The organism is Streptomyces sp. NPDC093568, from assembly GCF_044764945.1.
In the GTDB taxonomy this organism is placed as follows: Bacteria; Actinomycetota; Actinomycetes; order Streptomycetales; family Streptomycetaceae; genus Streptomyces.
In genome coordinates this window covers 1-22,384 of record NZ_JBIWJD010000011.1, presented here as the reverse complement: position 1 = coordinate 22,384, position 22,384 = coordinate 1, and the positions used below count along the sequence as shown (strand labels likewise).

Here is a 22,384-nt window from a genome sequence, read left to right as displayed (position 1 = left end):
GAGGCAGCCCCGATGACCGTCCAGCTCAACCACACCATCGTGGCCGCGCGCGACAAGAAGGAGTCGGCCCGGTTCCTCGCCGACATCCTGGGTCTGGAGGTGAGCCCGCAGTACGGTCCCTTCATCCCGGTCGAGATCCCCAACGGCGTGACCCTGGACTACCTGGACTCGCCCAGCGCGATCACCCCGCAGCACTACGCGTTCCTGGTGTCGGAGGACGACTTCGACACCATCTTCGGCCGGATACGTCAGGCCGGCCTGACGTACTGGGCCGACCCGTACCACCGCAGGCCCGGCGAGATCAACCACAACGACGGCGGCCGCGGCGCCTACTTCGACGATCCCAACGGCCACAACCTGGAGATCCTGACGAGGCCGTACGGCAGCGGCGGCTGAGGGATCCGGCGCCCTGGGCGGATCTTCTCCGCCCGCCCGTCACATCCGCGCTCCCCCCGGCGTCATACCGGCGCAGGCACACCTGAGCACGATGGGAGCGCAACGGTCATGTGGAGGGGGCCGAGGTGGGGAAGCGGACGTGGGAGCAGTTCCTGGCGGAGACGGTGCGGCCCCGGACCGCCGAGCGTCGTCACCCCTGATACGGCGGGGCGGCACAGGACCGCCGAACGCCGTCACCCCCTGATACGGCGGCGCGACACAGGACCGCCGAACGCCGTCACCCCTGATACGGCGGCGCGGCCCCCCAGGTCCACTTCGGCACCGGCTGCTCCGCGGGCGGCACCGCGTCCGGGCCGGAGAAGTACACCGCCAGCCGCGTCCCCCACTCCACATAGGCCAGGAACGCCGAGCGGAACTCCGCGTCCGTCGGCAGGCCCGCCTCGTCGGCCGCGTCCTGGATGAGGTTGACCCAGCGGCGGCGCTGGGTCTCGGTGATGCCGCGGCCCATGTGCTTGGCGACCATGTGGCCGTGGCCGCCCTGGGTCTCGGAGTAGGCGGGCGGGCCGCCGAAGACCTCGCCGAGCCAGAGCGCCACGTGTTCGGCGTGGTGCGGGTCGAGGCCCGCGAAGAGCGGGGACAGGAGGTCGTCCTTGAGCACCTTGTCGTAGAAGACCGAGGTCAGGCGGGCGAACGCCTCCGCCCCGCCCGCCCAGGCGTACAGCGTCGGCACCGACGCGCCCGCGCCGCGGACGGTCGTCGGCTTGTAGTGGCGCATCTCCTCTATGTGCGAGATGTACGGGCGGATCTCGGCGAGGAAGTCGGCGAACAGCTCCGACTTGCGGAAACCCTCGAGGTGGTCCTCCGTGGACGTCCAGGTGATGCGCAGGACGAAATGCTCGAAGTCCTCCTCGCAGCGGGCGAGTTCGTAGTCGACACAGTGGGGCGACGCGGCGAGCTGGGTCGCGGCGCGGGTGTAGGCGGCCAGGAACTCCGCCGACTTCTGCTCGGGGATGCGGTACCGGATGTATTCGACCGTGTGAGCCGTCATGGGCTCACGGAAACACGAAATCCGACCGGACGCTCGTCTTCCGGGGACTCGCAGCGGAAAGCCCCGCCGGAGGAGACCTCCGGCGGGGCTTCGCTCAACTCCTGCTACTTGCCGTAGTACGCGTTGTAGATCGAGATCGTCGACTTGTTGCCCTTCTTGTCGGCGACCTTGGCGTGGAAGGAGATGCCCTTGCCCTTCGCCGGGTTCTTCACGGTGATCTTTCCGTCCTTGACCTCGAGCTTCGTCCAGGTCTGACCGTAGTCGTAGGACGCGTACACGTGCAGCGACCTGAGGTTGGCGCCCGCGGCCGCGCCCACGACGCTGACCGGGAACGTCACCTTCTTGTCGGCCTCGACCCTGCTGTCCAGGCCCGTCTTCGCGTTGAAGCGGACCGTGGAGGCCGGCAGCGTGACCTCCTCGGCGGTGGACTTCTTGGAGCGGAACGTCCAGCTCGCGTCGATCCGCGTGGAGGCGGCCGCGACCTTGACGCTGCGCTTGACCGAGGTCGTCAGCTTGTACTCGGCGTCCGCGGCCGGCACCCGGAACATCTTGTCGCCGAACAGCGGGTCGTCGTTCGTGGCGATCTTGGTGCCGTTGCGGTAGAGGCTCGTGGTCACCGCCGTGAAGTCGGACGAGCCGGCGTGCTTGCTGCCGTCGGCGAACAGCGGCAGCAGACCGTAGATGTCATTGCCGGAACGGAACAGGCCGAAGTCCTTGTTGATGTGCGGGCCGAAGACCGCGGTGTTGTAGGTCTTCGAGTAGCTCTGTCCCGCCTTGAAGGTCTGCGGCGCACCCAGCGTGTAGTACGCGTCCGGGATCGGGAAGCCGTCCGCGTCCTTGCCGCCGTACTGCTCGAAGTCGAACGTCCACTGGATCTTGTCGGACGTCGACAGGTACAGCGTCCGCGAGCCCGGCAGCTTCTGCTCGACCGGCATGCCGATCACGACGTCCTCGGGGAAGAGGCCCAGGGGCAGCAGCCCGCCGGTCTTGTCGGCGGACGAGGCACCGAGGTGGTTGGTCACCTTGGCGAGCTCGGACGCCTTGAAGTGACGGACCTTGTTGCCCTGGATCTTCTTGACCTTGGCAGTGGTGGCCACGTCGTACTCGGCGCCCGCGCCCTTGGTCCACTGGCCGTTCCAGGTCTGGCTCAGACCGTTCGGGACCTCCGGGCCGACGTGCGCCATGCGCAGGTTGGCGAAGGTGTCCAGGCCGACACCGAGGCCGATGCCCGCCGCGTCGTAGAAGTAGTTGCTGGCGGCGGCGACCGGCTTGGCCTGAGCGTCCGGCACGGTGATGTCGGCCGACTTGGCCGTCCGCGCGTCGACCGTCACGGTGGTGTTCTTGGTGAGGCTCAGCTTGGGCTGGACCACCCAGTCCAGGCCGCCCTCCAGGTTCACCCAGTCCTTGGCGACCCAGGCGTCCATCAGATACGAGCCCTTGGGCAGCCGCATCTTGGTGGTGCCGGACTCCACGACCGGTACCTGGAAGCCCCGGTCCGTCGCCAGACCCGAGTAGCCGAAGAAGGCGGTGTTGTACTCGGGGGCCGGCTGGCCGTCCCGGCCGATGTGCTTGACGGTGACCTCGTAGGACTCCACCTCGCGCTGCACGGCGGCGCCGGTGCGCACGGTCTGCCCGCCGCCCGTCGCCGTGACGTACGCGGAGTAGGCGCCGTCGAGGGTGCCGCCCAGCTTGGTGTTGACGGTGAAGGCCACGGAGGCCTTGCCGCCCGCCGGGACCGTCACCTTCGTCGCGCCGAGCTTGAAGAAGCCCGCGGGCGCCGGCCGGCCCTTGGGGTCGGTGGCCGTCGCGGAGAGCGTGAGCTCGACGTCCTTGGTACCGAGGTTGCGGTACGTCAGCTCCTTGGTGACCGGCTTGTCGTCGGTGTGCGGCCACTGCTGGGTGCCGAAGCTCACCGACACCGGGTCGGCGATCACGGTCTGCTTGATGGCCTTGTCGACCTGGATCCGGCCCGAACCCTGCTGGAACGGCGTGTACTTGCCGCCCTTCGTGGACCCGGTCAGGGCGCCCTTGAGCTCGGTGTACTTCCAGTCCGGGTGCTGCTGCTTGAGGATCGCCGCGGCGCCCGCGACATGCGGGGTCGCCATGGAGGTGCCCTCGATGGTCAGGTAGCCGGCCGGGTTCTCGCCGACCTCCTGCTCGATGAGGCTGCCCTTGGCGGAGGCGGCCGTGATGGCCACGCCCGGCGCGGTCACGTCCGGCTTGATGCCGCCGTCGCCGACCCGCGGTCCGGTGCTGGACCAGGACGCGAGCGCGTCCCTGTCGTCGACGGCGCCGACGGTGAGCGCGGCCTCCGCGCTGCCCGGCGAACCGACCGACTCCGGGCCGGAGTTGCCCGCCGCGATCGCGAAGAGAACGCCCTTCTCGGCGGACAGCTTGTTGACCGCCGCCTCCATCGGGTCGATCTCGGGCGTGTCCGGGCCGCCGAGGCTGAGGTTGACGACCTCGGCACCCTGCTCGGCCGCCCACTCCATGCCGGCCACGATGCTGGAGTCGTCGCCGAAGCCCTGGTCGTCGAGGACCTTGCCGTTGAGGATGTCGGCGCCGGGCGCGACTCCCTTGTACTTGCCGCCGGACTTGGCTCCGGTGCCCGCCGCGATGGACGCGACGTGCGTGCCGTGGCCGACCTTGTCGGTGGCGTCGGCGGCCGGGCTGAAGTTCTTCGCCGCGACCACCTGGTCCTTGAGGTCCGGGTGGGTGGCGTCGACGCCGGTGTCCAGGACGGCGATCTTGACGCCCTTGCCGTCGTAGCCGGCCGACCACGCCTTGGGGGCGCCGATCTGGGCCACGGACTTGTCGAGGCTGGCCTTGCGGACGCCGTCGAGCCAGACGTGCGCGATGCCGGAGGCCGCCCGGTCCCCGTTGGTGAGGGCGGCCCACAGGTCGGGTGTGTCCTGGTGCGAGATCTGCACCGCGTCCGCGTTCAGGGACTTCAGGGTGCGGCGCAGCTTGCCCGCGTCCCGGACGTCCGCCTTGGCGCCGGCGGCGGCGCCCTGGTAGCCGACGATGACCTTCGGGCCCTTGGCCTGGGAGGTGCGGGTCGCGGACTTGTTCAGCTCGGTGACGTCGAAGAGCCGCTGGTCGAGCTTGCCGCCGGCGACCAGCCGGGCCGCGTCGGCCGGGATCACGAGGGTGTGGCCGCGGGCCTTGCGTATCTGTACGGGTATGTGCTCGCGCCCCTTCGCCCGCTCCAGGCCGACCACGCGGCCCTTGGAGTCGACGGAGACCCGGTCACCCGTGATCAGGGTGATGCGGTGGGGGGACGTGAACGATGGAGCGGCGCCGGCCGGGCGCTGCTCCGGTTCTGCCGACGCCGGGCTGGTCATGCCCGCGGCGAGGGCGACGGCGGCCGCCGTGGCGACAGAGGCCGCGCCTACTCTGTTGACTTGTCTGCGCAAGTTTCCCCCTTGCTGAAGTTCCGGGTGATTTCCAGTTCACCCGGCCGGGGGAAGTCCCGTACGCATGCGCGTCATTCGCCCCCCGGACAACGAAGTATGCCGAGGGACGATCAGACGCCTCAATAGATGAGAGGGAGATGAGAAGCGCGTCCGCCGAGTGTTACGCGACGGCGCGAACTCTGTTACGCAGTCGCCGGGTTACGCCCCGGTGTTCTCCTTGACAGTGATGCGGCCCTTGCGAATGGTCGCCAGTCTCGGAGCCTTCTTCGCGATCGCCGAATCGTGGGTGACCATGATGAAGGTCAACCCGAGTTCCTTCCACATGCGTTCGAGTACGTCCATGATCTCGTCGCGCATCGACTCGTCGAGGTTGCCCGTGGGTTCGTCGGCGAGCAGCACCTTCGGTTCCTTGACGAGGGCTCGGGCGATGGCGACACGCTGCTGCTGTCCTCCGGACATCTCGGAGGGCAGGTGCCCGAGCCGCTCCCCCAGTCCCACGGAGTTCAGCGCCTCGGCGGCCCGCTCGCGCCGCGCGTTCGCCTTCACGCCGAGGGGTACGAGCGCGGTCTCGACGTTCTCCTGGGCGGTGAGGGTGGGGATGAGGTTGAAGGCCTGGAAGACGAAGCCGATGTTCTCGCTGCGGACCTTGGTGAGCCGGGTCTCGGAGAGCTTGGCCAAGTCGGTGCCGTCCAGGACGACTTCACCGTCGGTCGGCCGGTCCAGACCGCCGAGCATCTGCAGGAGGGTGGACTTGCCGCCGCCGGTGGGGCCCTGGATGACGAGACGGTCGCCGTCGGCGATGGTGAGGTCGACGCCGTCGAGGGCGTGGACGGTGTCCTTGCCCCGGGTGTAGCGCTTGGTGACGTTTCTGAGTTCGTACATGGTGGGTGGCTCCTGGGTTCGGGGTGGTGCAGGTTGTTCTCCGGCTGCGGGCGGGTGGGGGCTGGTCGCGCAGTTCCCCGCGCCCCTGAGGGCGTTGCGGCTCGCCCAGCTGACACGCCGCTGGGTGCGTGCGCTCGCCCAGCTACTCGACGCGCCTGAGCGCGTCCGCCGGCCGCAGCCTCGACGCCCGCCAGCCGCCGAACGCCCCGGCGATCAGGCCGCCGGCGATCGCCAGGCCCACCGCGAGCGCGACGGTCGTCAGGCTCACCGGCGCCGTCAGCGCGACGTCCAGCGTCGAGCTCGCCGTCTGCCGCATGGGCCCGCCGCCCCCGAGGCCACCGCCACCCGGGCCGCCACCGGTGCCGCCGCCCAACTGCGCCTCCAGCGTCGGGCTGATCGCGGTCACGACGTACGCGCCCGCGAGACCGAGCGCGATGCCCAGCGCCCCGCCGAGCAGCCCGTTGACGACCGCCTCGCCGACCACCTGCCGGGTCACCCGCCCCGACTTCCAGCCCAGCGCCTTGAGCGTGCCGAACTCCCGCACCCGGCGGGAGACGGCCGAGGAGGTGAGCAGGCCGGCGACCAGGAACGCCGCCACGAGCACGGCGATCGACAGCCACTTGCCGACACTGGTGGCGAGGGACGACGCCGTCGACAGGGAACCGGACACCGTGTCCGCGAGGTCCGCCGAGGTCGTCACCGTCGTACCCGAGATGTTCTTCTGGATGGTCGACTTGACGGAGTCGATCCGTTGGGAGTCGGTCGCCTTGACGTAGATCGTGGTGACCTTGTCCTTCGCGTCGGCGAGGGTCTGCGCCCGCTTCAGCGGGATGTAGAGGTTGGCCGCAGCGTCCCCGCTGTCGGGCGTGGCGATGCCGATCACCTTGAACTTGGTGCCCTTGACGGTGACCGTCGAGCCGGTCTTGAGCTTCTTCTCCTTGGCGTAGGAGGTGTCGGCGACGACGACCTTGGCGTTCGTCTCCGTCGTCTTGAACGTACGGCCGCTGGTGATCTTCGACGACGTCAGCGGGCCGAGGGCCGGCTTGGTGACGTCGGTACCGTAGACGGAGTAGTTGTTGACGTCGAAGTCGGCACCGCCGCCGCGCACTTCGCCCTGCGGCTGACCGGTGCCGCCGCCCCCGGGGCCGCCCTGCTGACCGCCGCCGCTCGGGTCCTGCTGGAACTGGCCGCGCGTGAACTGCCCGCTGACCTTGATGACCTGCAGGCTCAGTCCGCCGACGGCGTCGGAGACGCCGCTCTGCGAGCCGACCTTGGTGACGGTCGAGGCCGACAGCGTCTGGAAGCCCTGGACCATGACGCGGTCGGTGGACTGCTCCTCGTCGGAGCCGTCCTCGCGCGCGTCGAACTGGAAGCGCGGGCGCTCCGAGGAGCTCGCCGCCGGCTCGGCGGCCTTGGTGACGGTCATGTCCGTGCCCAGGCCGTAGAGGGACTGCAGGACCTTGTCCTGGGCCTGGCTCATGCCGGAGGACACGGAGTTGACCACGATGACCAGCGCGATGCCCAGCGCGAGTCCGGAGGCGACGACGAGGGCCGCCTTTCTGCGGCGGCGCAGCTCGCGCCTCAGGTAGGTGAAGAACATGCGCCGCAAGCTAGGGAGGGCGCGTGATGAAGGGATAAGGCCGCAATAAGAGGAGGATGAGAAGGCGGGCAGGGAACCCGGAAAACACCGATGCCGCCCCTGGGGGCGGCATCGGCTTGGCTGTGCTGGAGCTGTCAGACGGCCGAACCGGCCTTCCACTGCGCCCAGTCCATGTTCCAGCCGTTGAGGCCGTTGTCCGGCGCGATCGTCTTGTCGCCGGTGTTCTCGACGACCACCACGTCACCGACGATGGAGTTGTTGAAGAACCAGTAGCCCGCGGTGCCCTTGTCGTTGGCACCCTTGGTGTCGGACAGGCCCACGCAGCCGTGGCTGGTGTTCACGCTGCCGAAGATGGACTTGGCACCCCAGTAGTTGCCGTGGATGAAGGTGCCGGAGCTGGACAGGCGGATGGCGTGCGGCACGTCCTTGATGTCGTACTCGCCCTTGCCGTCGTCGTCGGTGAAGCCCACGGTCGCGCCGTTCATGCGCGTCTCCTTGAACTTCTCCGACATCACCATGACGCCCTGGTAGGTCTTGTTCTCCGGGGACCCGGCCGAGATCGGGATGGTCTTGATGGTCTTGCCGTCCTGCGTGACCTTCATCTGCTTGGTCTTCGCGTCGACGTAGGAGACCTGGTTGCGGCCGATCTTGAAGGTGACCGTCTTCTCCTGGACGCCGTAGACGCCCTTGGCGCCCTCGACGCCGTCCAGGGCCAGCTTCAGGGTGACGGTCGAGCCCTCCTGCCAGTACTCGTCGGGCCGGCAGTCCATGCGGGTGTCGTTGAACCAGTGGCAGGCGACTTCCTGGCCGCTGGTCGAGGTGACGGTGACGCCCTTCTGGACGTCCGCCTTGTTGCTGATCGACTTGTCGAAGTTGATCGAGACCGGCATGCCCACGCCGACCGTGGAGCCGTCCTCCGGCGTGAAGTAGCCGAGGAAGCTGTTGCTCGGGGAGACGGTGGTGAAGGAGGCGTTCTCGTGGGCCTCCAGGCCCTTGGAGTCCTTCGCCGTGACCGCGACCTTGTAGGTCGTGGAGCGCTCCAGCTGGGCGCTGGGCTTCCAGCTGGTCTTGTCGGCGGATATCTCGCCCTCGACGGCCGCGCCGTCGGCGGTCGTCATCGTCACCTCGGTGAGCGAACCCTTGCTCACGGTGACGGCGGAGCTGTTGATGGAGGCGTTGTCGGTGCCGTCCTCCGGCGTGATCTTGATCTGCGCCTCGGAGGTCTTCTTGGCTGCCGCCTCGTCGACCTTGGACTGCGAGGTGCCGTCGTCGCTCGCGGAGGCGTCACCGCCGCTGGAGCAGGCCGAGAGCACCAGGACACCGCCGAGCAGTGCGGACGCGACCGTCAGGCCCTTGCGCCGCCTACTGTTCGTCATCACACGCTTCTCCATACTTCCCGAATCCCAAAACGCCCGAGAGTCCCCGTAAGAATCTTCAACGCTACGACCGGTTCGTCCCGTTCCCCATCCCCTGCTCATGTGGGGCACACCACGTTCGCCGTGGCGGGTGGTGCGGATGTCGGTCAGTGCTCCCCATGAGACGACGAAACCCCGGGCGGCGGTTGCCGCCCGGGGTCACGATTTCCCCAAGGCGCCTCAGCCGACCCTCGCGACCCCTTCGCCGTCGAAGTCCTCGTCGCCATCATCCTCGTCGAGGTCCCAGTCCGGCGAATCCGGGTCGTACTCGACGCGCTCGCTGGACCAGGAGGCCTGGGCGAGCTCGACCCCCGGTACCTCGCTGACCAGGTCGAACGGATCGACGAGATAGGCGAGGGCTTCCGCAGTGTCTTCCGTCACAGCGCTCTCGGCATGAGCCCGTTCGTCGACCGGCACCGTGGTGTCGTCGGCGATGCGCCGCAGCGCGGCCCGGGTCACGGCGTCCGCGTCGTCCACTTCGAGGACGAGTTCCACGCGAAGCCGTACAAAACGTGAGGTTTCTGGTGTACTCATGCCCGGAGCGTACGGCCCATTTCCCCCGTGACTTTCCCGTGACCCGCGACTTTCACTAACATCGCCCCACACGGCCAATTCGCCAGCGCCACAAGGGGATCGATATTCCGTGTCCGCCGCTCACCGATCGTCGTCCACCGCACGCCGATCGCTGCTGACCGCCACCGCCGCGGGGGCCCTGCTGGGCGCCCTGTGGTTCGTGCCCTCCGCGAACGCGACGGGCGACGAGCCGGCGAGAACCGGGCCCACGGCGACGCCGTCGGCGCAGGTCACCCAGCAGGCACGAGCCGCCTCCGAGAGTACGGACGGCACCACCGCGCAGGACACCCGGCTCGCCGACACGGGAAGCTTCGACACCACGCCGTACGTCGTCGGCGGGACGCTGTTCCTCACTCTGGGCGCGGGCTTCATCGCCTACTCGGTCCGGCGCGAACGCCTCGGATTTTAAATTCGTTTGACGCCCCTTTGACCTCGGCTTCATAGTCCGCCCATGAAGAGATCATCGGGCGTGCGTGCAGCCGCCACGGTTGTTGTGAGCGCGCTGACGCTCGCCCTTGTCACGGCTTGCGGCGGGGACTCCGGCGGTTCGGACGCGAAGGCGCTCAGCGCCGCGGAGTTGAAGAAGGCGATCATCGCGCAGGGCGATGTCGACGGGTACGAGGTGGACGCGTCCGGCAAGCAGCTGCCGTCCAAGGACCAGGTCAAGAGCACGGACGACAAGTGCCGGCCGCTCGCCAACGCAATGGGCGGCCTGCCGCCGGGCGACTCGGCCGTCTCGAGCACCGCCGTGATGGCCAAGCAGGAGAAGAAGCCCACCGACAAGCCCTCCAAGTCGCTCGCGGACATGAGCCCGGAGGAGATCCAGGACTCGCTCAGCGGTGCGATGAGCCTCGACATGACCGTCGTGGGTCTCTCCTCCTACGACGGCGAGGGCGCCGAGGAGACCTTCAAGTCCGTGTCGGACGCGGTGAAGAACTGCTCCGGGGGCTTCCCCTTCGTCATGCAGGGCGAGGACCAGAAGCCCACCGAGGTGAAGCCGGAGAAGGCGTCCGGGACCGGTGACGAGTCGGTGGCGTTCACCGTGAAGAGCGACCTGGAGGACGGCGACGTCGGCACGACGCACGTCGAGGTGGTGCGGCACGGCAGCACCATCGCCACGTACTACACGATGAACCTCGGCCTGATGATGACGGACAAGGCGTACTCCGTCCCGGCCGCCGTGATCGACGCGCAGGCGGCGAAGCTCAAGTAGCCCGCCCTCGCCCGCGCACCGGGGCCCTGCCGTCACGGCAGGGCCCCGTGCCGTGTCACCGCAGCGGGCCGGTGACCTTCTCGGCCGCCGTGACCAGTTCCCCACCGCGCACGAACGCGTCGGCGGCGGCGAGGTCGGGCGCCAGGAACCGGTCCGGTCCCGCGCCGCGCACGCCGGCGGCCCGCGCGGCGTCGATGACCGCCTGCGAGGCCGGGGCCGGGGCGAGCCCCTCGCGCAGCTCAATGGCGCGGGTGGCGGCGTACAGCTCGACCGCGAGGACGCGCGTGAGGTTGTCCACGGCCGTGCGCAGCTTGCGGGCGGCGGACCAGCCCATGGAGACGTGGTCCTCCTGCATGGCGGACGACGGGATCGAGTCCGCGGAGGCGGGCACGGCCAGCCGCTTCAGCTCGCTGACCAGCGCGGCCTGCGTGTACTGGGCGATCATCAGGCCCGAGTCGACACCCGCGTCGTCGGCGAGGAAGGGCGGCAGCCCGTGGCTGCGGTTCTTGTCGAGCAGCCGGTCGGTACGCCGCTCGGCGATGGACGCCAGGTCCGCGACGGCGATGGCGAGGAAGTCGAGGACGTAGGCGACGGGCGCCCCGTGGAAGTTGCCGTTGGACTCAACGCGCCCGTCGGGCAGTACGACGGGATTGTCGACCGCGGACGCCAGTTCGCGCTCGGCGACGAGCCGCGCGTGCGCCATGGTGTCCCGCCCGGCGCCGGCGACCTGCGGCGCACACCGCACCGAGTACGCGTCCTGCACCCGGGGCGCGTCGTCCTGGTGGTGCCCGGTCAGCCCCGAACCCCGCAGCACGGCCAGCATGTTGGCGGCGGAGGCGCCCTGTCCCGGGTGCGGCCGGATGGCGTGCAGCTCGGGGGCGAGGACCTTGTCGGTCCCTAGGAGCGCTTCGAGGCTCAGGGCGGCCGTGACGTCGGCGGACTTGTAGAGGGTGTCGAGGTCGGCGAGGGCCATGACGAGCATGCCGAGCATGCCGTCGGTGCCGTTGAGGAGGGCGAGCCCCTCCTTCTCGCGCAGCTCGACGGGCGCGATGCCGTGCGCGGCGAGCAGCTCACCGGCGGGCCGCACGACCCCGTCCGGACCCTCGGCGTCCCCTTCTCCCATCAGCGTCAGCGCGCAGTGCGAGAGAGGTGCGAGGTCTCCGGAGCAGCCGAGGGAGCCGTACTCGTGGACGACGGGCGTAATACCGGCGTTGAGCACGTCGGCCATGGTCTGCGCGACCTCGGGCCGCACGCCCGTGTGCCCCGAGCAGACGGTCTTCAGCCGCAGGAACATAAGGGCCCGTACGACCTCCCGCTCCACCCGCGGCCCCATGCCGGCGGCGTGCGACCGGACGATGTTGCGCTGCAGCTGCGCCCGCAGCTCCTGGCTGATGTGCCGGGTCGCCAGGGCGCCGAACCCCGTGGAGACGCCGTAGACGGGGTCGGGCTTGGCGGCCAGCGCGTCCACGATCCCCCGGGCCGCGGCGAGCGCCGTGACCGCCGCACCGGACAACTCGACACGGGCCCCGCCCCGCGCCACGGCAAGGACGTCGGACGCGGTGACCCCGGACGTCCCCACCACCACAGTGTGCATATCCATATTCAGGAGCGTACGCAGTGAAGACGGAGATGTCACTAGTGGGTGAGGGGTACACCCCTTACCACGCGCGTGGCCGCGGTCACGTCGGGCGCCCGCGGAAACGGCGCCTCTCCCCCGCCCCCTCCCCGAACGGCTCGTCCGCGAGCCGTACCACCGGATCGTCCGGCCCCTCACGCCCCGCCACCACGGGGCGATCGGCCCGCGACGCCTTCGCCTGGTACTGCGCCGCGTCGGCGAGCCGGAACAGCCGACGCGCCGACCGCACCTCCCCGATCTCGTCCCCCGTCGACGCCACCCCGCAGGCGACCCCCTCCCCCAACTCCAACTCACCGGCCCGACGGCACAGTTCGTCCGCCGCCTTCACCACGTCGTCCGCCGCCGACCCCACCGCCAGCAGACAGAACTCGTCCCCGCCCAGCCGAGCCGACAGCGCCCCCGGCAGCACCGCCCCGCACAGCGAAAGCACCGACCCGAACCGCTCCAGCAACTGGTCCCCCACGGCATGCCCCCGTGTGTCGTTGACCCGCTTGAGCCCGTTGAGGTCGCACACGACGAGGCTGACCACGACACCGTCGCGCCGATGCCGCTCGATCGCCTCCTCCAGCCGCACATCCACGGCCCGCCGGTTCGCGAGCCCGGTCAGCGCGTCCGTGAACGCCAGCCGCCGCGCCTCCTCCAGCCGCTCGCTCTGCGCGAGCCCGGCGGCCACGACGGAGGCCAGCACGGTGGCGAAGTCGGCGTCCCCCCGGTCGAAGACCGGCGCCCCGGCGGACCGGGCGACGTACAACTCGCCCCAGGCCCGCCCGTTCAGCACGATCGGCGCGACGACACAGCACCCCCGCCCGCGGCGCCGCAGCGCGGCGACCCGCTGATGGATGTACCCGGGCTGCCCGGCGGCCGGCCCCTCGGCGGTCTCCACCCACGCGTTGGGCTCACCCCCGGCGACCCACCGCTCGTGCAGGAACTCGGTGATCTCCGGGAACTGGTGCACGGGATACGCCTCGTCACCGGGGAACTCCTCCTCCCCCTGGGTGCGGTCCCCCACGTTCACGAGCACCCGCAGCCGCCCGAGCTCCCGCTCCCACACCGACAGCGCGGCGAAGTTCCCGGCGAGCGCCCGGCACGCCCCGAGCGCAGCCGCCCGCCAGGACTCGCGCGGGGAGTGCGCCGCCGCCATCCCCTGCGCCAGCCCCACCACGGCCGCGAGCCGTCCGTCCTCACCCATTACCCCAGGCTAGGGAGGTTTGCGCCGTTTTGGGACGTTGGCGTGGCGAACGGGGAGGTCACCGGGACATCGGACGCGTGCGTCCCCTCACTCCCCCGGCCACTCGGGCCGCCGCTTCTCGTTGAAGGCCGCGACCCCTTCCGCCCGGTCCCCCGAGAACGCCACCGCCCGCCACGCCGCGTCCTCGACCTCCAGGCCGGCCCGCAGATCCAGCCCGTGCCCGAGGCGCAGCGCCCGCTTGGCGGCCCGCAGGCCCACCGGCGAGTTCGCCGCCATGCGCGCGCCCAGGGCCAGGGCCTCCTCCCGGTCGCGCCCGTCCTCCACGAGCATGTCCACCAGCCCCAGCTCACGGGCCTCCGCGGCCTCGACCCGCCGGGCCGTGAAGATCAGTTCCGCCGCTCGGGCCGCCCCGACCCGACGGGGCAGCAACTGCGTACCGCCACCGCCCGGAATCACCCCGACGGACACCTCGGGCAGCCCCACCACGGCCGTACGGTCGGCCACGATCACATCGCACGCCAGCGCCAGCTCGAAGCCGCCGCCGAGCGCGAAGCCGTGCACGGCCGCGATCGTCGGCACCGGCAGCTCCAGCACCCCGGTGTAGGCCCCGCGCGCCACCGGCCGCTGCCGCACCAGCTCCGCGTCGCTGAAGGAGTTGCGCTCCTTGAGATCCGCGCCGACGCAGAAGGCCCGCTCATGCGTCGAGGTCACCACCACCACCCGTACGCCGTTGTCGGCACCCAGCGCCGCACAGGCCGCCGCGATCGAGCGGGCCATCTCGCTCGAGACGGCGTTCATGGCCTTGGGCCGGTCGAGGACCAGCTCGGCGACATGCCCGGCACCTGCGGCACCCCCGTCGCCGTGCCGCCGTACCAGCACGAACTCCCCGTACCGCTCCTCGCTCATGACACCCTCCGGTTAACGCGGGTTAACAACACTCGCCCCGATCATCGCAGCCGGACCCCGCCGGGAAAAGGCCCACCACGGCCGGTTCCCGAGTCCGGGCCCGACACCCCGTTCGAGTGACATCCCGCGCAACCCCCGACCGACCGCCCACGACAGCGCATAACGTGCGCGACACCACGGCGCATCGGGGGCGCGAGCGGTTGGGAGGGGTCGTGATGGGAGTGACGGCGGACAGGGCCGCGGCACGCGAGACGGTCACGGACGAGGAAGCGGCGGACGAGTCGGCGTACGCCCCCGCCACCCCTTTCTTCAGCCCCCGCGGCCGTCATCGGCGCCGCCGCCCCCGCAAGGTCCTGCTGGCGGCCGGCGGCCTCGCCCTGGCCGCCGGCGCCCTGAGCCTCGTACGCCTGACACCCGACTCCCACGTCACCGGCCTCGGCAATCCGGACGCCGACCCCGCACCGGCGCCGGGCACGGACACGGGCACGGACAGCGCGACCAACGCAGCCGCCACGGTCGCCGCGACCACCTCGAAGCCGAATCCGTCGGCGACCTCCGCCATGGGCGGCCTGGGGGCGACCCCGACCACGCGCACGATCGTCGTACCGACACCGAAGGCGTCCACCGCGCCGCCGCCCGCCCACGGCCCCACGACGCCCGACGCCCCGTCACTCCCCGCGAGCCCCAGCCCCACCCCGCCGGCCGAAACCTCACGGCCACCCCGCCCCGCACCGACGCCCGGCGAGACCGAGACGACCAGTCCTCCGGTCCCCGAGCCGGATCAGCCCGACGAGAATGCGGTCTGCGTCCCGGTCATCGGCCTGTGTGTGGACCACCTGACCGACGGAGACTGACAAACGCCCGCGACCAGCCACAACGGCCCGGCAGCCGAAGTACCACCGCCGCCCCCCATGGCGCTCACTCGCCCCCGGCGGCCGCCCTCCGCGTCAACAGCCACGGCTCGACGACGCCCAGCCCTCGCACCGGCCGCTGCCACATCGGCTGCAGCGCGAACCGGTACTCCGGCGGCTCCTCGCCCTCCTTCTCGGCCGCGGCCGCGGCCTCCGCCGCCTCGGCCTCGGACGCCGGCGCTTCACCCGTTCGGATCAGTTCCTCCGCGAACGCGCTGTCCACGAGGACGGCGTCGCGCGGCGCTATGGACGTCAGCCTGGAGGCGAGGTTCACGGTCGTGCCGAACACATCGCCCATCCGGGTGGTCACCGTGCCGAACGCGATGCCGACGCGCAGCTCGGGCATCGTCTCGTCGCCCGCCATCGTCTCGATGAGCCGCAGGGCGATCTCGGCGGCCACGCCCGCGTCGTCGGCCGCGTACAGCACCTCGTCACCGAGCGTCTTGATCAGCCGTCCGCCGCGCGCGGCCACCAGGTCGGCCGCCGTGGTCTCGAAGGCCTCGACGAGTTCGCCGAGTTCCTCCTCCTCCATGCGGCGGGTCAGCCGGGTGAAGCCGACCAGGTCGGCGAAGCCCACCGCGAGCCGCCGGTCGACCATCTCCTCGTCGTCGGCGGCCTGGATGACCCGGCCGGCCGAGGCGGCGAGCTGCCGGCGCCAGACGTAGACGAGGAACTCCTCCAGCTCGGGCAGGAGCAGCTCGATGATCGGGTACGTCACCTCGGTGCGCGTCATGCCGGGTTCCGGGGGCTCGGTCAGGCCCTCCAGGAAGGAGTCGATCTGCCACTCGGCGAGCCGGGCGGTGGTCTGCCCGGTGGACCGGGCCACCTGCACGGCCATGGCCTCGCTGAGCAGCCCCGCCTCGACGAGACCGGCGAGACGCCGCAGTGCCAGTACGTCCGCCTCGGTCAGCGCCTTGGCCTGCCCGATGTCGGCGAAGCCCATGGCCCGCCAGAACCGGGACGCCAGCTCCATGGAGACGCCTGCGCTGCGGGCCGCCTGAAACGGGGTGTAGCGCCGCTCGGCGCCGAGGATGAGCTGTTCCAGGCGCAGGGCGAGCGGATCCTCGCCGGGGTCGGCGGCGTGGGGGTCCACCCGGCCGTCCGCGCCCGTGCCGGAGCCCGAATCGTCGACGGTCACGCCTGCTGCCCTTCCGATCTGCCACGGTCAGTCATCGACCGGCCTTCACTTTACGGCAGGTGTGCGCCAGCTCACTCCGTAAGAGAAAGCCGATGCCACCCTGCCCCGCACCGGGGACACTCCTCGCCGGCCGGGCGGTGCTTCACGCCGGCCGCAGGTGCACGATGTCGCCCGCGCCCACGGGCTCCTGCACCCCGTCGGCCGTCGCCAGCACCAGCCGCCCGTCGCCGTCGATCGCGACCGCCTCGCCGGTGATCGACCGGTCGCCCGGCAGCTCGGCCCGCACTCTCCTGCCCAGCGTCGCGCACCCGGCCGCGTACGTCTCCTGGAGCCCGCTGACCAACGGGTCCCCCGCGGCGGCCCGCCAACGCCCGTACCAGTCCTCAAGGGATCGCAGCATCCCGCGCAGCAGCGGATCGCGGTCCGTGCTGACCGCCCCGGCGAGCGCCAGCGAGCCGGCCTGGGGCACGGGCAGCTCCTCCGTCCGCAGGCTGACGTTGATGCCGACACCGACGACCACCCCGGCGTCCCCGGCGCGCTCGGCGAGGATGCCGCCGGTCTTGCGTTCCTCGCCGCCGACGGTGACCAGCAGGTCGTTCGGCCACTTGAGTGCCGTGTCGACGCCCGCGGCCCGGGACAGTCCCGTCGCCACGGCGACCCCGGTGAGCAGCGGCAGCCATCCCCACCGGGCCGCCGGCACCTCGGCCGGGTTCAGCAGCACGGAGAAGAACAGCCCCGAGCGGGGCGGTGCCGTCCAGTTCCGGTCCAGCCGTCCGCGGCCGGCCGTCTGCTCCTCGGCGACCAGGACCGTGCCCTCGCCGGCCTTGCCCGCGGTGGCGAGGTCCACGAGGTCGGTGTTGGTGGAGCCGGTGCGCGCCACCACCTCCACGGCGCGCCACAGCCCGCCCTCCCGCAGCAGCCCGCGCCGCAGCGCGGCGGCGTTGAGCGGCGGACGGTCCAGGTCGGACCAGCGGCTGTCGTCTGATGCATCTCGCGGCGTCATGCAAGCCACCCTAGGTGTGGCAAACGCCGCACTGCTGATTCGCAGGGCCCCCACTACTCTACGGATGAGTAACCGTCCCCCCTTTTGAGCAGGCAGGGAGCCGCGATCCCGATGTCCGAGCCGGAAGCGATCGACATTCACACCACCGCGGGCAAGCTCGCGGATCTCCAGCGTCGAATCGAGGAAGCGACGCACGCCGGCTCCGCACGCGCCGTCGAAAAACAGCACGCCAAGGGCAAGTTGACGGCCCGTGAGCGCATCGAGCTCCTCCTGGACGAGGGCTCCTTCGTCGAGTTGGACGAGTTCGCCCGGCACCGGTCGACGAACTTCGGCCTCGAGAAGAACCGCCCGTACGGCGATGGAGTGGTGACCGGTTACGGCACCGTCGACGGCCGGCCCGTCGCCGTCTTCTCCCAGGACTTCACGGTCTTCGGCGGAGCCCTCGGCGAGGTCTACGGCCAGAAGATCGTCAAGGTGATGGACTTCGCGCTGAAGACCGGCTGCCCGGTCATCGGCATCAACGACTCCGGCGGCGCCCGGATCCAGGAGGGCGTGGCCTCGCTGGGCGCGTACGGCGAGATCTTCCGCCGCAACACCCATGCCTCCGGGGTCATCCCGCAGATCAGCCTGGTCGTCGGCCCATGCGCGGGCGGCGCGGTCTACTCCCCGGCGATCACCGACTTCACGGTCATGGTCGACCAGACCTCGCACATGTTCATCACCGGCCCGGACGTCATCAAGACGGTCACCGGCGAGGACGTCGGCTTCGAGGAGCTCGGCGGCGCCCGCACCCACAACTCCACCTCCGGCGTGGCGCACCACATGGCCGGCGACGAGAAGGACGCCATCGAGTACGTCAAGCAGCTGCTGTCGTACCTGCCGTCCAACAACCTCTCCGAGCCCCCGGTGTTCCCGGAGGAGGCGGACCTCGACCTGACCGACGAGGACCGCGAGCTGGACACGATCGTGCCGGACAGCGCGAACCAGCCGTACGACATGCACGGTGTGATCGAGCACGTGCTGGACGACGCCGAGTTCTTCGAGACGCAGCCGCTGTTCGCGCCGAACATCATCACCGGCTTCGGCCGGGTCGAGGGCCGCCCGGTCGGGATCGTCGCCAACCAGCCGATGCAGTTCGCCGGCTGCCTCGACATCGACGCGAGCGAGAAGGCCGCGCGCTTCGTGCGCACCTGCGACGCCTTCAACGTCCCGGTGATCACCTTCGTGGACGTCCCCGGCTTCCTGCCGGGCGTCGACCAGGAGCACACCGGCATCATCCGCCGCGGCGCCAAGCTGATCTACGCCTACGCCGAGGCGACGGTGCCGCTGATCACGGTCATCACCCGCAAGGCCTTCGGCGGTGCCTACGACGTCATGGGCTCCAAGCACCTCGGCGCCGACCTCAATCTCGCCTGGCCGACCGCCCAGATCGCCGTCATGGGCGCCCAGGGCGCGGTCAACATCCTGCACCGGCGCACCCTCGCCGAGGCCGAGGCGAGCGGTGAGGACCTGGAGGCGGTGCGCGCGCGGCTGATCCAGGAGTACGAGGACGCCCTGCTCAACCCCTACGTCGCGGCCGAGCGCGGGTACATCGACGCGGTGATCATGCCGTCCGAGACCCGCCGCCACATCGTGCGCGGCCTGCGTCAGCTGAGCACGAAGCGGGAATCCCTGCCTCCGAAGAAGCACGGCAACATCCCCCTCTAGGCCCGCTGGGAGCCGTCATGAACATCAAGGTCCTACGGGGCAACCCGACGCCGGAGGAACTGGCCGCCGCACTGGCGGTGGTCCGTGCCCGCGCCGCGGCGGAGGCAGCCCTGCCGCCCGGCGCACCGGCCCCCCGCGACTCCTGGTCCGACCCGGCCCGCATCGCCGCCCAGCGGGTGCCGCAGCCCGGTCCGACGACGTGGGCGCGTACCTACTGGCCCGGTTAGAGCGTCGCCGCCACGACTTCGGCCATCACCTCGTACCCCGTGTCATTGGGGTGCAGGTGGTCGCCGAAGTCGTACGCCGGCCGCAGCCGGTCCGGATCCGCCGGATCGGCCAGCGCCCGGTTCAGGTCCGCCACCGCGTCGTACTCCCCCGAGCAGCGGATCCACTCGTTCAGCTCGTGACCGACCTTGGCCGCGTGCTCACCCCAGTGGTCCGAGCCTGCGAACGGCAGCAGGGTCGCGCCGATCACCCGCACCCCGGCCGCCCGGGCCTGCCGTAGCAACTCCCGGTGCCCGGCGATGAGTTCCGCCGCCTCCACCACCGGTGCCGGGTGGTAGGTCGGCTGCTCGTCCGTCTCGCTGAAGCCGATGTCGTTGAGGCCGAGCAGTACGACGAGGGTGTCCACGCCAGGGTGGTCGAGGACATCCCGGCGCAGGCGGTGGACGCCCTTCTCGCCGTACCACGCGGAGTCGTTGAGCAGCAGGTTCCCGCCGATCCCCGCGTTGAGCACGGGCCGCCCGGTGCGCCCGGCGAGCGCGTCCGACCAGCGCCGGTCCGCGCCCGTCGTCGAGCCGAACCCGTCCGTGATCGAGTCGCCGAAGAGCGCGACGGCGTCCGCGCGGCCGGCGTCGGTCTCCACCGCCGACAGGAAGTACCAGGACTCGCTCACGGCGTCGAAGCCCGCGCCGCCGGCGTCCTCCGTCAGGTCGCCAGCGCCCCGGTAGCCGGGCGCGAAGGCCTGGGCGTGGAAGGTCGCGGGGCCGGTGGCGGCCTCGAAGTACAGGGTGACGGTCACCGAGTCCCCGGCGGCGACGGCGAGCGGGACGTCATCGCTGACGATCTCCCCGCGCGCGGGTATCGCGGCCTCGCCGGCACCCGCGAAGGTGAGCCGGACGAGCGAGCCCGGCCGCACCCCGGCCCCGCCGGCCGACAGCCCCATGCTCGCGCCCGCGACACGCACCGGTGAGGTGCCGTACGCGTGGGAGAGCCGCACCCGCACCCGGCCACCCCCCGCCGACAGCCGTACGACCTGCCGCAGTGACTGGCGCCAGAAGCCCGCCCGGGACCAGTTGGGCGTGAACCCCTCACTCGGCGACTGAGGTGACGCGGTCCAGGAAGTGGTGAACATCGGACATCCCCCAAACAGAACCAGAATCCCATTAGCTAATGGAACCGTAGCACCATTTGCAGAGAAGTTGAGTACGCGTACTCAGGCGCCGCACCGGATCCCCGACCGACGATGGAAGGCATGCTGTGGTCCGACCCCGAGAACGAGCCGCCCAAGGAACTGCGTGACATGCAGGAGATGTTGCGGCGGCTGGGCGTTCTCATGGCGATGGCCATGGTGCTGACGATGATCGTGCTCGGACTGAGGTGAGTCCGGCCGGGAGCGCCGATACGCTGACGGCATGACTGATCAGCCCCGCCGCCGGCTCGTCCTCGCCTCCCAGTCCCCCGCCCGCCTCAATCTGCTCCGCCAGGCGGGGCTGGCCCCCGAGGTCATCGTGAGCGGCGTCGACGAGGACGCCGTCAGCGCGCCCACCCCCGCCGAGCTGGCGCTGGCCCTCGCGGAGGCGAAGGCCTCCGTCGTGGCGGCGCGGCCCGAGGTCAAGGGCGCGATCGTAATCGGCTGCGACTCGGTGCTCGACCTGGACGGCCAGGCACTGGGCAAGCCGGCCGACGCCGAGGAGGCCACGGCCCGCTGGAAGTCGATGCGCGGCCGGGCCGGCACCCTGCAGACCGGCCACTGCGTCTACGACACGGTCACCGGCCGGTACACGTCGGCCACCGCCTCCACGGTCGTCCGCTTCGGCGAGCCGACCGACGAGGAGATCGCCGCGTACGTCGCCTCCGGCGAACCCCTCTACGTCGCCGGGGCGTTCACCCTCGACGGCCGCTCGGCCCCGTTCATCGACGGCATCGACGGCGACCACGGCAACGTGATCGGCATCAGCCTGCCGCTGGTGCGGCGGCTGCTGGGGCAACTGGGCATCGGGATCACGGAGTTGTGGGCGCCGGCGGAGGCGTGAGCGGGGCGCCGCCGTCGTCCTTGCCCCCGTCGGGAGCGGCGTCGGCGGGCTCCTCGGGCGCGGCCTGACCGTCGTAGGTCATGAGCAGCAGCACGATCAGGGCGAGGACGACCATCATGAACACGAACGCCGTCCAGCCCACCAGCCCCCAGGTGAACGCGCCCAGCAGCCCGTGCACCACGGCCGCGCTGATCAGCAGGACGCGGCCGAGGCCGGCCGGGGCGCGGTCGCGCACGCCGACGAGCAGGGCGACCAGGCCGCACAGCGCGAAGTAGGCGCCGAAGACCAGTCCGCCGATCTTCGAGGACATCGACATCACGTCAGGGTCCAGCCCCGCAAGGGACATGTCCTGGCTGTCGACGACGTTCCCCAGGAGCCAGTTCAGCCCGGCTATGCCGACCGCCTCGACGAAGAGCACGACCGCAACGATCCACGCCACCGGCCTGCGCACCACCGGTCCCCACCCACTTCCGAGCCTTCGAGCGCCGTCGCACTCCATGCGAGCACAACAGGCGTTACCCCAAGTACGTTCGAGACATCGCGAACGCTACTAACGGGTAAACCCCGGGACAAGGGTTCGGGAGAGGGCAAAGATGCATTGGGCCATTCGTAGGGATTCCACAAAGAAACCGAGTGGCCCGCAGCACGTGATGACAGAGACCTTGACCACAGGGGAGAGCTAGGGTTTTCCGGGAGAGACCTGCGTACCGTGGCGCGACAAGGGATTTCGCAGGTTGGGCGAGCCTGGAATCACGCTCCGTGTGGGCAAGCTCACCACTGGGGACGGGTCGAAGTGTCGTGTCGGCAGTCCCTAAACTCGGCTTGTTTCAAGGAGGGAGCCTCAATCGTGCGCAAGGTGCTCATCGCCAACCGTGGCGAAATCGCTGTCCGCGTGGCCCGGGCCTGCCGGGACGCCGGGATCGCGAGCGTGGCCGTCTACGCGGACCCGGACCGGGACGCATTGCATGTCCGCGCCGCGGATGAGGCGTTCGCCCTGGGCGGTGACACCCCGGCCACCAGCTACCTGGACATCGACAAGGTACTGAAGGCGGCCCGCGAGTCCGGCGCGGACGCGATCCACCCCGGCTACGGCTTT

At 70.7% G+C, this 22,384-nt stretch carries 22 protein-coding genes; 9 read left to right on the top strand and 13 right to left on the bottom strand.

Translation table 11 applies throughout. The features are described 5' to 3' along the window. Positions 1-12: 12 nt before the first annotated feature. Positions 13-396, top strand: a complete 384-nt coding sequence (locus ACIRD7_RS34515) for a VOC family protein (RefSeq protein WP_403459743.1) — start codon at positions 13-15, stop codon at positions 394-396. Between the two features lie 277 nt (positions 397-673). Here ACIRD7_RS34515 and ACIRD7_RS34510 read toward each other — a convergent pair whose 3' ends face one another. From ACIRD7_RS34510 to ACIRD7_RS34485, 6 genes are all read right to left on the bottom strand, one after another. After that, positions 674-1,444 carry a group II truncated hemoglobin gene (locus ACIRD7_RS34510; protein WP_403459742.1) on the bottom strand — a complete coding sequence of 257 codons (771 nt, stop codon included), beginning with the start codon at positions 1,442-1,444 and terminating at the stop codon, positions 674-676. Between the two features lie 104 nt (positions 1,445-1,548). After that, positions 1,549-4,788, bottom strand: a complete 3,240-nt coding sequence (locus ACIRD7_RS34505) for a S8 family peptidase (protein WP_403459936.1) — start codon at positions 4,786-4,788, stop codon at positions 1,549-1,551. Positions 4,789-5,058: 270 nt separating this feature from the next. Continuing rightward, on the bottom strand, positions 5,059-5,742 hold the full coding sequence (locus ACIRD7_RS34500) for an ABC transporter ATP-binding protein (protein WP_403459741.1): 684 nt from the start codon (positions 5,740-5,742) through the stop codon (positions 5,059-5,061). A 142-nt stretch (positions 5,743-5,884) separates the two neighbouring features. Then, a complete protein-coding gene (locus ACIRD7_RS34495) occupies positions 5,885-7,342 on the bottom strand; it encodes an ABC transporter permease (RefSeq protein WP_403459740.1) in 1,458 nt (485 codons plus the stop codon). A 134-nt stretch (positions 7,343-7,476) separates the two neighbouring features. Then, positions 7,477-8,718, bottom strand: coding sequence for an Ig-like domain-containing protein (locus ACIRD7_RS34490; protein ID WP_403459739.1), 1,242 nt, complete (start codon positions 8,716-8,718; stop codon positions 7,477-7,479). A 219-nt stretch (positions 8,719-8,937) separates the two neighbouring features. After that, positions 8,938-9,291, bottom strand: coding sequence for a hypothetical protein (locus ACIRD7_RS34485; protein WP_403459738.1), 354 nt, complete (start codon positions 9,289-9,291; stop codon positions 8,938-8,940). Positions 9,292-9,400: 109 nt separating this feature from the next. Here ACIRD7_RS34485 and ACIRD7_RS34480 point away from each other — a divergent pair, with 109 nt between their 5' ends. Together ACIRD7_RS34480 and ACIRD7_RS34475 are read left to right on the top strand one after the other, a co-directional pair. Beyond that, entirely contained in the window at positions 9,401-9,739 is a 339-nt protein-coding gene (locus ACIRD7_RS34480; protein ID WP_403459737.1) for a hypothetical protein, read from the top strand. Positions 9,740-9,781: 42 nt separating this feature from the next. Continuing rightward, on the top strand, positions 9,782-10,543 hold the full coding sequence (locus tag ACIRD7_RS34475) for a hypothetical protein (RefSeq protein ID WP_403459736.1): 762 nt from the start codon (positions 9,782-9,784) through the stop codon (positions 10,541-10,543). Positions 10,544-10,598: 55 nt separating this feature from the next. On the opposite strand, the gene hutH is transcribed toward ACIRD7_RS34475, so the two are convergent. The 3 genes from hutH to ACIRD7_RS34460 form a co-directional block, all read right to left on the bottom strand. After that, positions 10,599-12,137, bottom strand: coding sequence for a histidine ammonia-lyase (hutH, locus tag ACIRD7_RS34470; RefSeq protein ID WP_403459935.1), 1,539 nt, complete (start codon positions 12,135-12,137; stop codon positions 10,599-10,601). Between the two features lie 85 nt (positions 12,138-12,222). Next, on the bottom strand, positions 12,223-13,368 hold the full coding sequence (locus tag ACIRD7_RS34465; protein ID WP_403459735.1) for a diguanylate cyclase domain-containing protein: 1,146 nt from the start codon (positions 13,366-13,368) through the stop codon (positions 12,223-12,225). An 87-nt stretch (positions 13,369-13,455) separates the two neighbouring features. Beyond that, on the bottom strand, positions 13,456-14,274 hold the full coding sequence (locus ACIRD7_RS34460; RefSeq protein WP_403459734.1) for an enoyl-CoA hydratase/isomerase family protein: 819 nt from the start codon (positions 14,272-14,274) through the stop codon (positions 13,456-13,458). Between the two features lie 215 nt (positions 14,275-14,489). Between ACIRD7_RS34460 and ACIRD7_RS34455 the strand changes: the two genes are divergently transcribed. Beyond that, complete coding sequence (locus ACIRD7_RS34455) at positions 14,490-15,128, top strand: hypothetical protein (RefSeq protein ID WP_403459733.1); 639 nt, start codon at positions 14,490-14,492, stop codon at positions 15,126-15,128. A 64-nt stretch (positions 15,129-15,192) separates the two neighbouring features. Here ACIRD7_RS34455 and ACIRD7_RS34450 read toward each other — a convergent pair whose 3' ends face one another. Together ACIRD7_RS34450 and ACIRD7_RS34445 are read right to left on the bottom strand one after the other, a co-directional pair. Next, a complete protein-coding gene (locus tag ACIRD7_RS34450) occupies positions 15,193-16,323 on the bottom strand; it encodes an adenylate/guanylate cyclase domain-containing protein (RefSeq protein ID WP_403459732.1) in 1,131 nt (376 codons plus the stop codon). A 142-nt stretch (positions 16,324-16,465) separates the two neighbouring features. Then, entirely contained in the window at positions 16,466-17,326 is an 861-nt protein-coding gene (locus tag ACIRD7_RS34445; protein WP_403459731.1) for a biotin--[acetyl-CoA-carboxylase] ligase, read from the bottom strand. A 111-nt stretch (positions 17,327-17,437) separates the two neighbouring features. Here ACIRD7_RS34445 and ACIRD7_RS34440 point away from each other — a divergent pair, with 111 nt between their 5' ends. Next, the gene (locus tag ACIRD7_RS34440) at positions 17,438-19,033 is read left to right on the top strand and encodes an acyl-CoA carboxylase subunit beta (protein WP_403459729.1); all 1,596 of its coding nucleotides are present in this window, start codon (positions 17,438-17,440) and stop codon (positions 19,031-19,033) included. A gap of 17 nt (positions 19,034-19,050) precedes the next feature. Further along, the gene (locus ACIRD7_RS34435; RefSeq protein ID WP_403459728.1) at positions 19,051-19,260 is read left to right on the top strand and encodes an acyl-CoA carboxylase epsilon subunit; all 210 of its coding nucleotides are present in this window, start codon (positions 19,051-19,053) and stop codon (positions 19,258-19,260) included. Here ACIRD7_RS34435 and ACIRD7_RS34430 read toward each other — a convergent pair. Further along, the gene (locus tag ACIRD7_RS34430; protein WP_403459727.1) at positions 19,257-20,387 is read right to left on the bottom strand and encodes an SGNH/GDSL hydrolase family protein; all 1,131 of its coding nucleotides are present in this window, start codon (positions 20,385-20,387) and stop codon (positions 19,257-19,259) included. The genes ACIRD7_RS34435 and ACIRD7_RS34430 overlap by 4 nt on opposite strands. A gap of 120 nt (positions 20,388-20,507) precedes the next feature. Here ACIRD7_RS34430 and mmpB point away from each other — a divergent pair, with 120 nt between their 5' ends. Together mmpB and ACIRD7_RS34420 are read left to right on the top strand one after the other, a co-directional pair. Continuing rightward, positions 20,508-20,636 carry a morphogenic membrane protein MmpB gene (gene mmpB, locus ACIRD7_RS34425; RefSeq protein ID WP_403459726.1) on the top strand — a complete coding sequence of 43 codons (129 nt, stop codon included), beginning with the start codon at positions 20,508-20,510 and terminating at the stop codon, positions 20,634-20,636. 31 nt (positions 20,637-20,667) lie between these two features. Continuing rightward, the gene (locus tag ACIRD7_RS34420) at positions 20,668-21,288 is read left to right on the top strand and encodes a Maf family protein (protein WP_403459724.1); all 621 of its coding nucleotides are present in this window, start codon (positions 20,668-20,670) and stop codon (positions 21,286-21,288) included. Here the strand turns inward: ACIRD7_RS34420 and ACIRD7_RS34415 are convergent. Next, positions 21,257-21,787, bottom strand: coding sequence for a hypothetical protein (locus ACIRD7_RS34415; protein ID WP_403459723.1), 531 nt, complete (start codon positions 21,785-21,787; stop codon positions 21,257-21,259). The two genes, ACIRD7_RS34420 and ACIRD7_RS34415, sit on opposite strands and share 32 nt — an antisense overlap. Positions 21,788-22,135: 348 nt before the next feature. Between ACIRD7_RS34415 and ACIRD7_RS34410 the strand changes: the two genes are divergently transcribed. Continuing rightward, positions 22,136-22,384: biotin carboxylase N-terminal domain-containing protein (locus tag ACIRD7_RS34410; protein ID WP_403459722.1), on the top strand; the 249-nt coding region annotated here is incomplete at its 3' end.

Coding starts and splice junctions, on each gene's coding strand:
- ACIRD7_RS34515 (WP_403459743.1), top strand. CDS start 13: ATGACCGTCCAGCTCAACCACACCATCGTGGCCGCGCGCGACAAGAAG.
- ACIRD7_RS34510 (WP_403459742.1), bottom strand. CDS start 1,444: ATGACGGCTCACACGGTCGAATACATCCGGTACCGCATCCCCGAGCAG.
- ACIRD7_RS34505 (WP_403459936.1), bottom strand. CDS start 4,788: ATGACCAGCCCGGCGTCGGCAGAACCGGAGCAGCGCCCGGCCGGCGCC.
- ACIRD7_RS34500 (WP_403459741.1), bottom strand. CDS start 5,742: ATGTACGAACTCAGAAACGTCACCAAGCGCTACACCCGGGGCAAGGAC.
- ACIRD7_RS34495 (WP_403459740.1), bottom strand. CDS start 7,342: ATGTTCTTCACCTACCTGAGGCGCGAGCTGCGCCGCCGCAGAAAGGCG.
- ACIRD7_RS34490 (WP_403459739.1), bottom strand. CDS start 8,718: ATGACGAACAGTAGGCGGCGCAAGGGCCTGACGGTCGCGTCCGCACTG.
- ACIRD7_RS34485 (WP_403459738.1), bottom strand. CDS start 9,291: ATGAGTACACCAGAAACCTCACGTTTTGTACGGCTTCGCGTGGAACTC.
- ACIRD7_RS34475 (WP_403459736.1), top strand. CDS start 9,782: ATGAAGAGATCATCGGGCGTGCGTGCAGCCGCCACGGTTGTTGTGAGC.
- hutH (WP_403459935.1), bottom strand. CDS start 12,137: ATGCACACTGTGGTGGTGGGGACGTCCGGGGTCACCGCGTCCGACGTC.
- ACIRD7_RS34465 (WP_403459735.1), bottom strand. CDS start 13,368: ATGGGTGAGGACGGACGGCTCGCGGCCGTGGTGGGGCTGGCGCAGGGG.
- ACIRD7_RS34460 (WP_403459734.1), bottom strand. CDS start 14,274: ATGAGCGAGGAGCGGTACGGGGAGTTCGTGCTGGTACGGCGGCACGGC.
- ACIRD7_RS34455 (WP_403459733.1), top strand. CDS start 14,490: ATGGGAGTGACGGCGGACAGGGCCGCGGCACGCGAGACGGTCACGGAC.
- ACIRD7_RS34445 (WP_403459731.1), bottom strand. CDS start 17,326: ATGACGCCGCGAGATGCATCAGACGACAGCCGCTGGTCCGACCTGGAC.
- ACIRD7_RS34440 (WP_403459729.1), top strand. CDS start 17,438: ATGTCCGAGCCGGAAGCGATCGACATTCACACCACCGCGGGCAAGCTC.
- ACIRD7_RS34435 (WP_403459728.1), top strand. CDS start 19,051: ATGAACATCAAGGTCCTACGGGGCAACCCGACGCCGGAGGAACTGGCC.
- ACIRD7_RS34430 (WP_403459727.1), bottom strand. CDS start 20,387: ATGTTCACCACTTCCTGGACCGCGTCACCTCAGTCGCCGAGTGAGGGG.
- mmpB (WP_403459726.1), top strand. CDS start 20,508: ATGCTGTGGTCCGACCCCGAGAACGAGCCGCCCAAGGAACTGCGTGAC.
- ACIRD7_RS34420 (WP_403459724.1), top strand. CDS start 20,668: ATGACTGATCAGCCCCGCCGCCGGCTCGTCCTCGCCTCCCAGTCCCCC.
- ACIRD7_RS34415 (WP_403459723.1), bottom strand. CDS start 21,787: ATGGAGTGCGACGGCGCTCGAAGGCTCGGAAGTGGGTGGGGACCGGTG.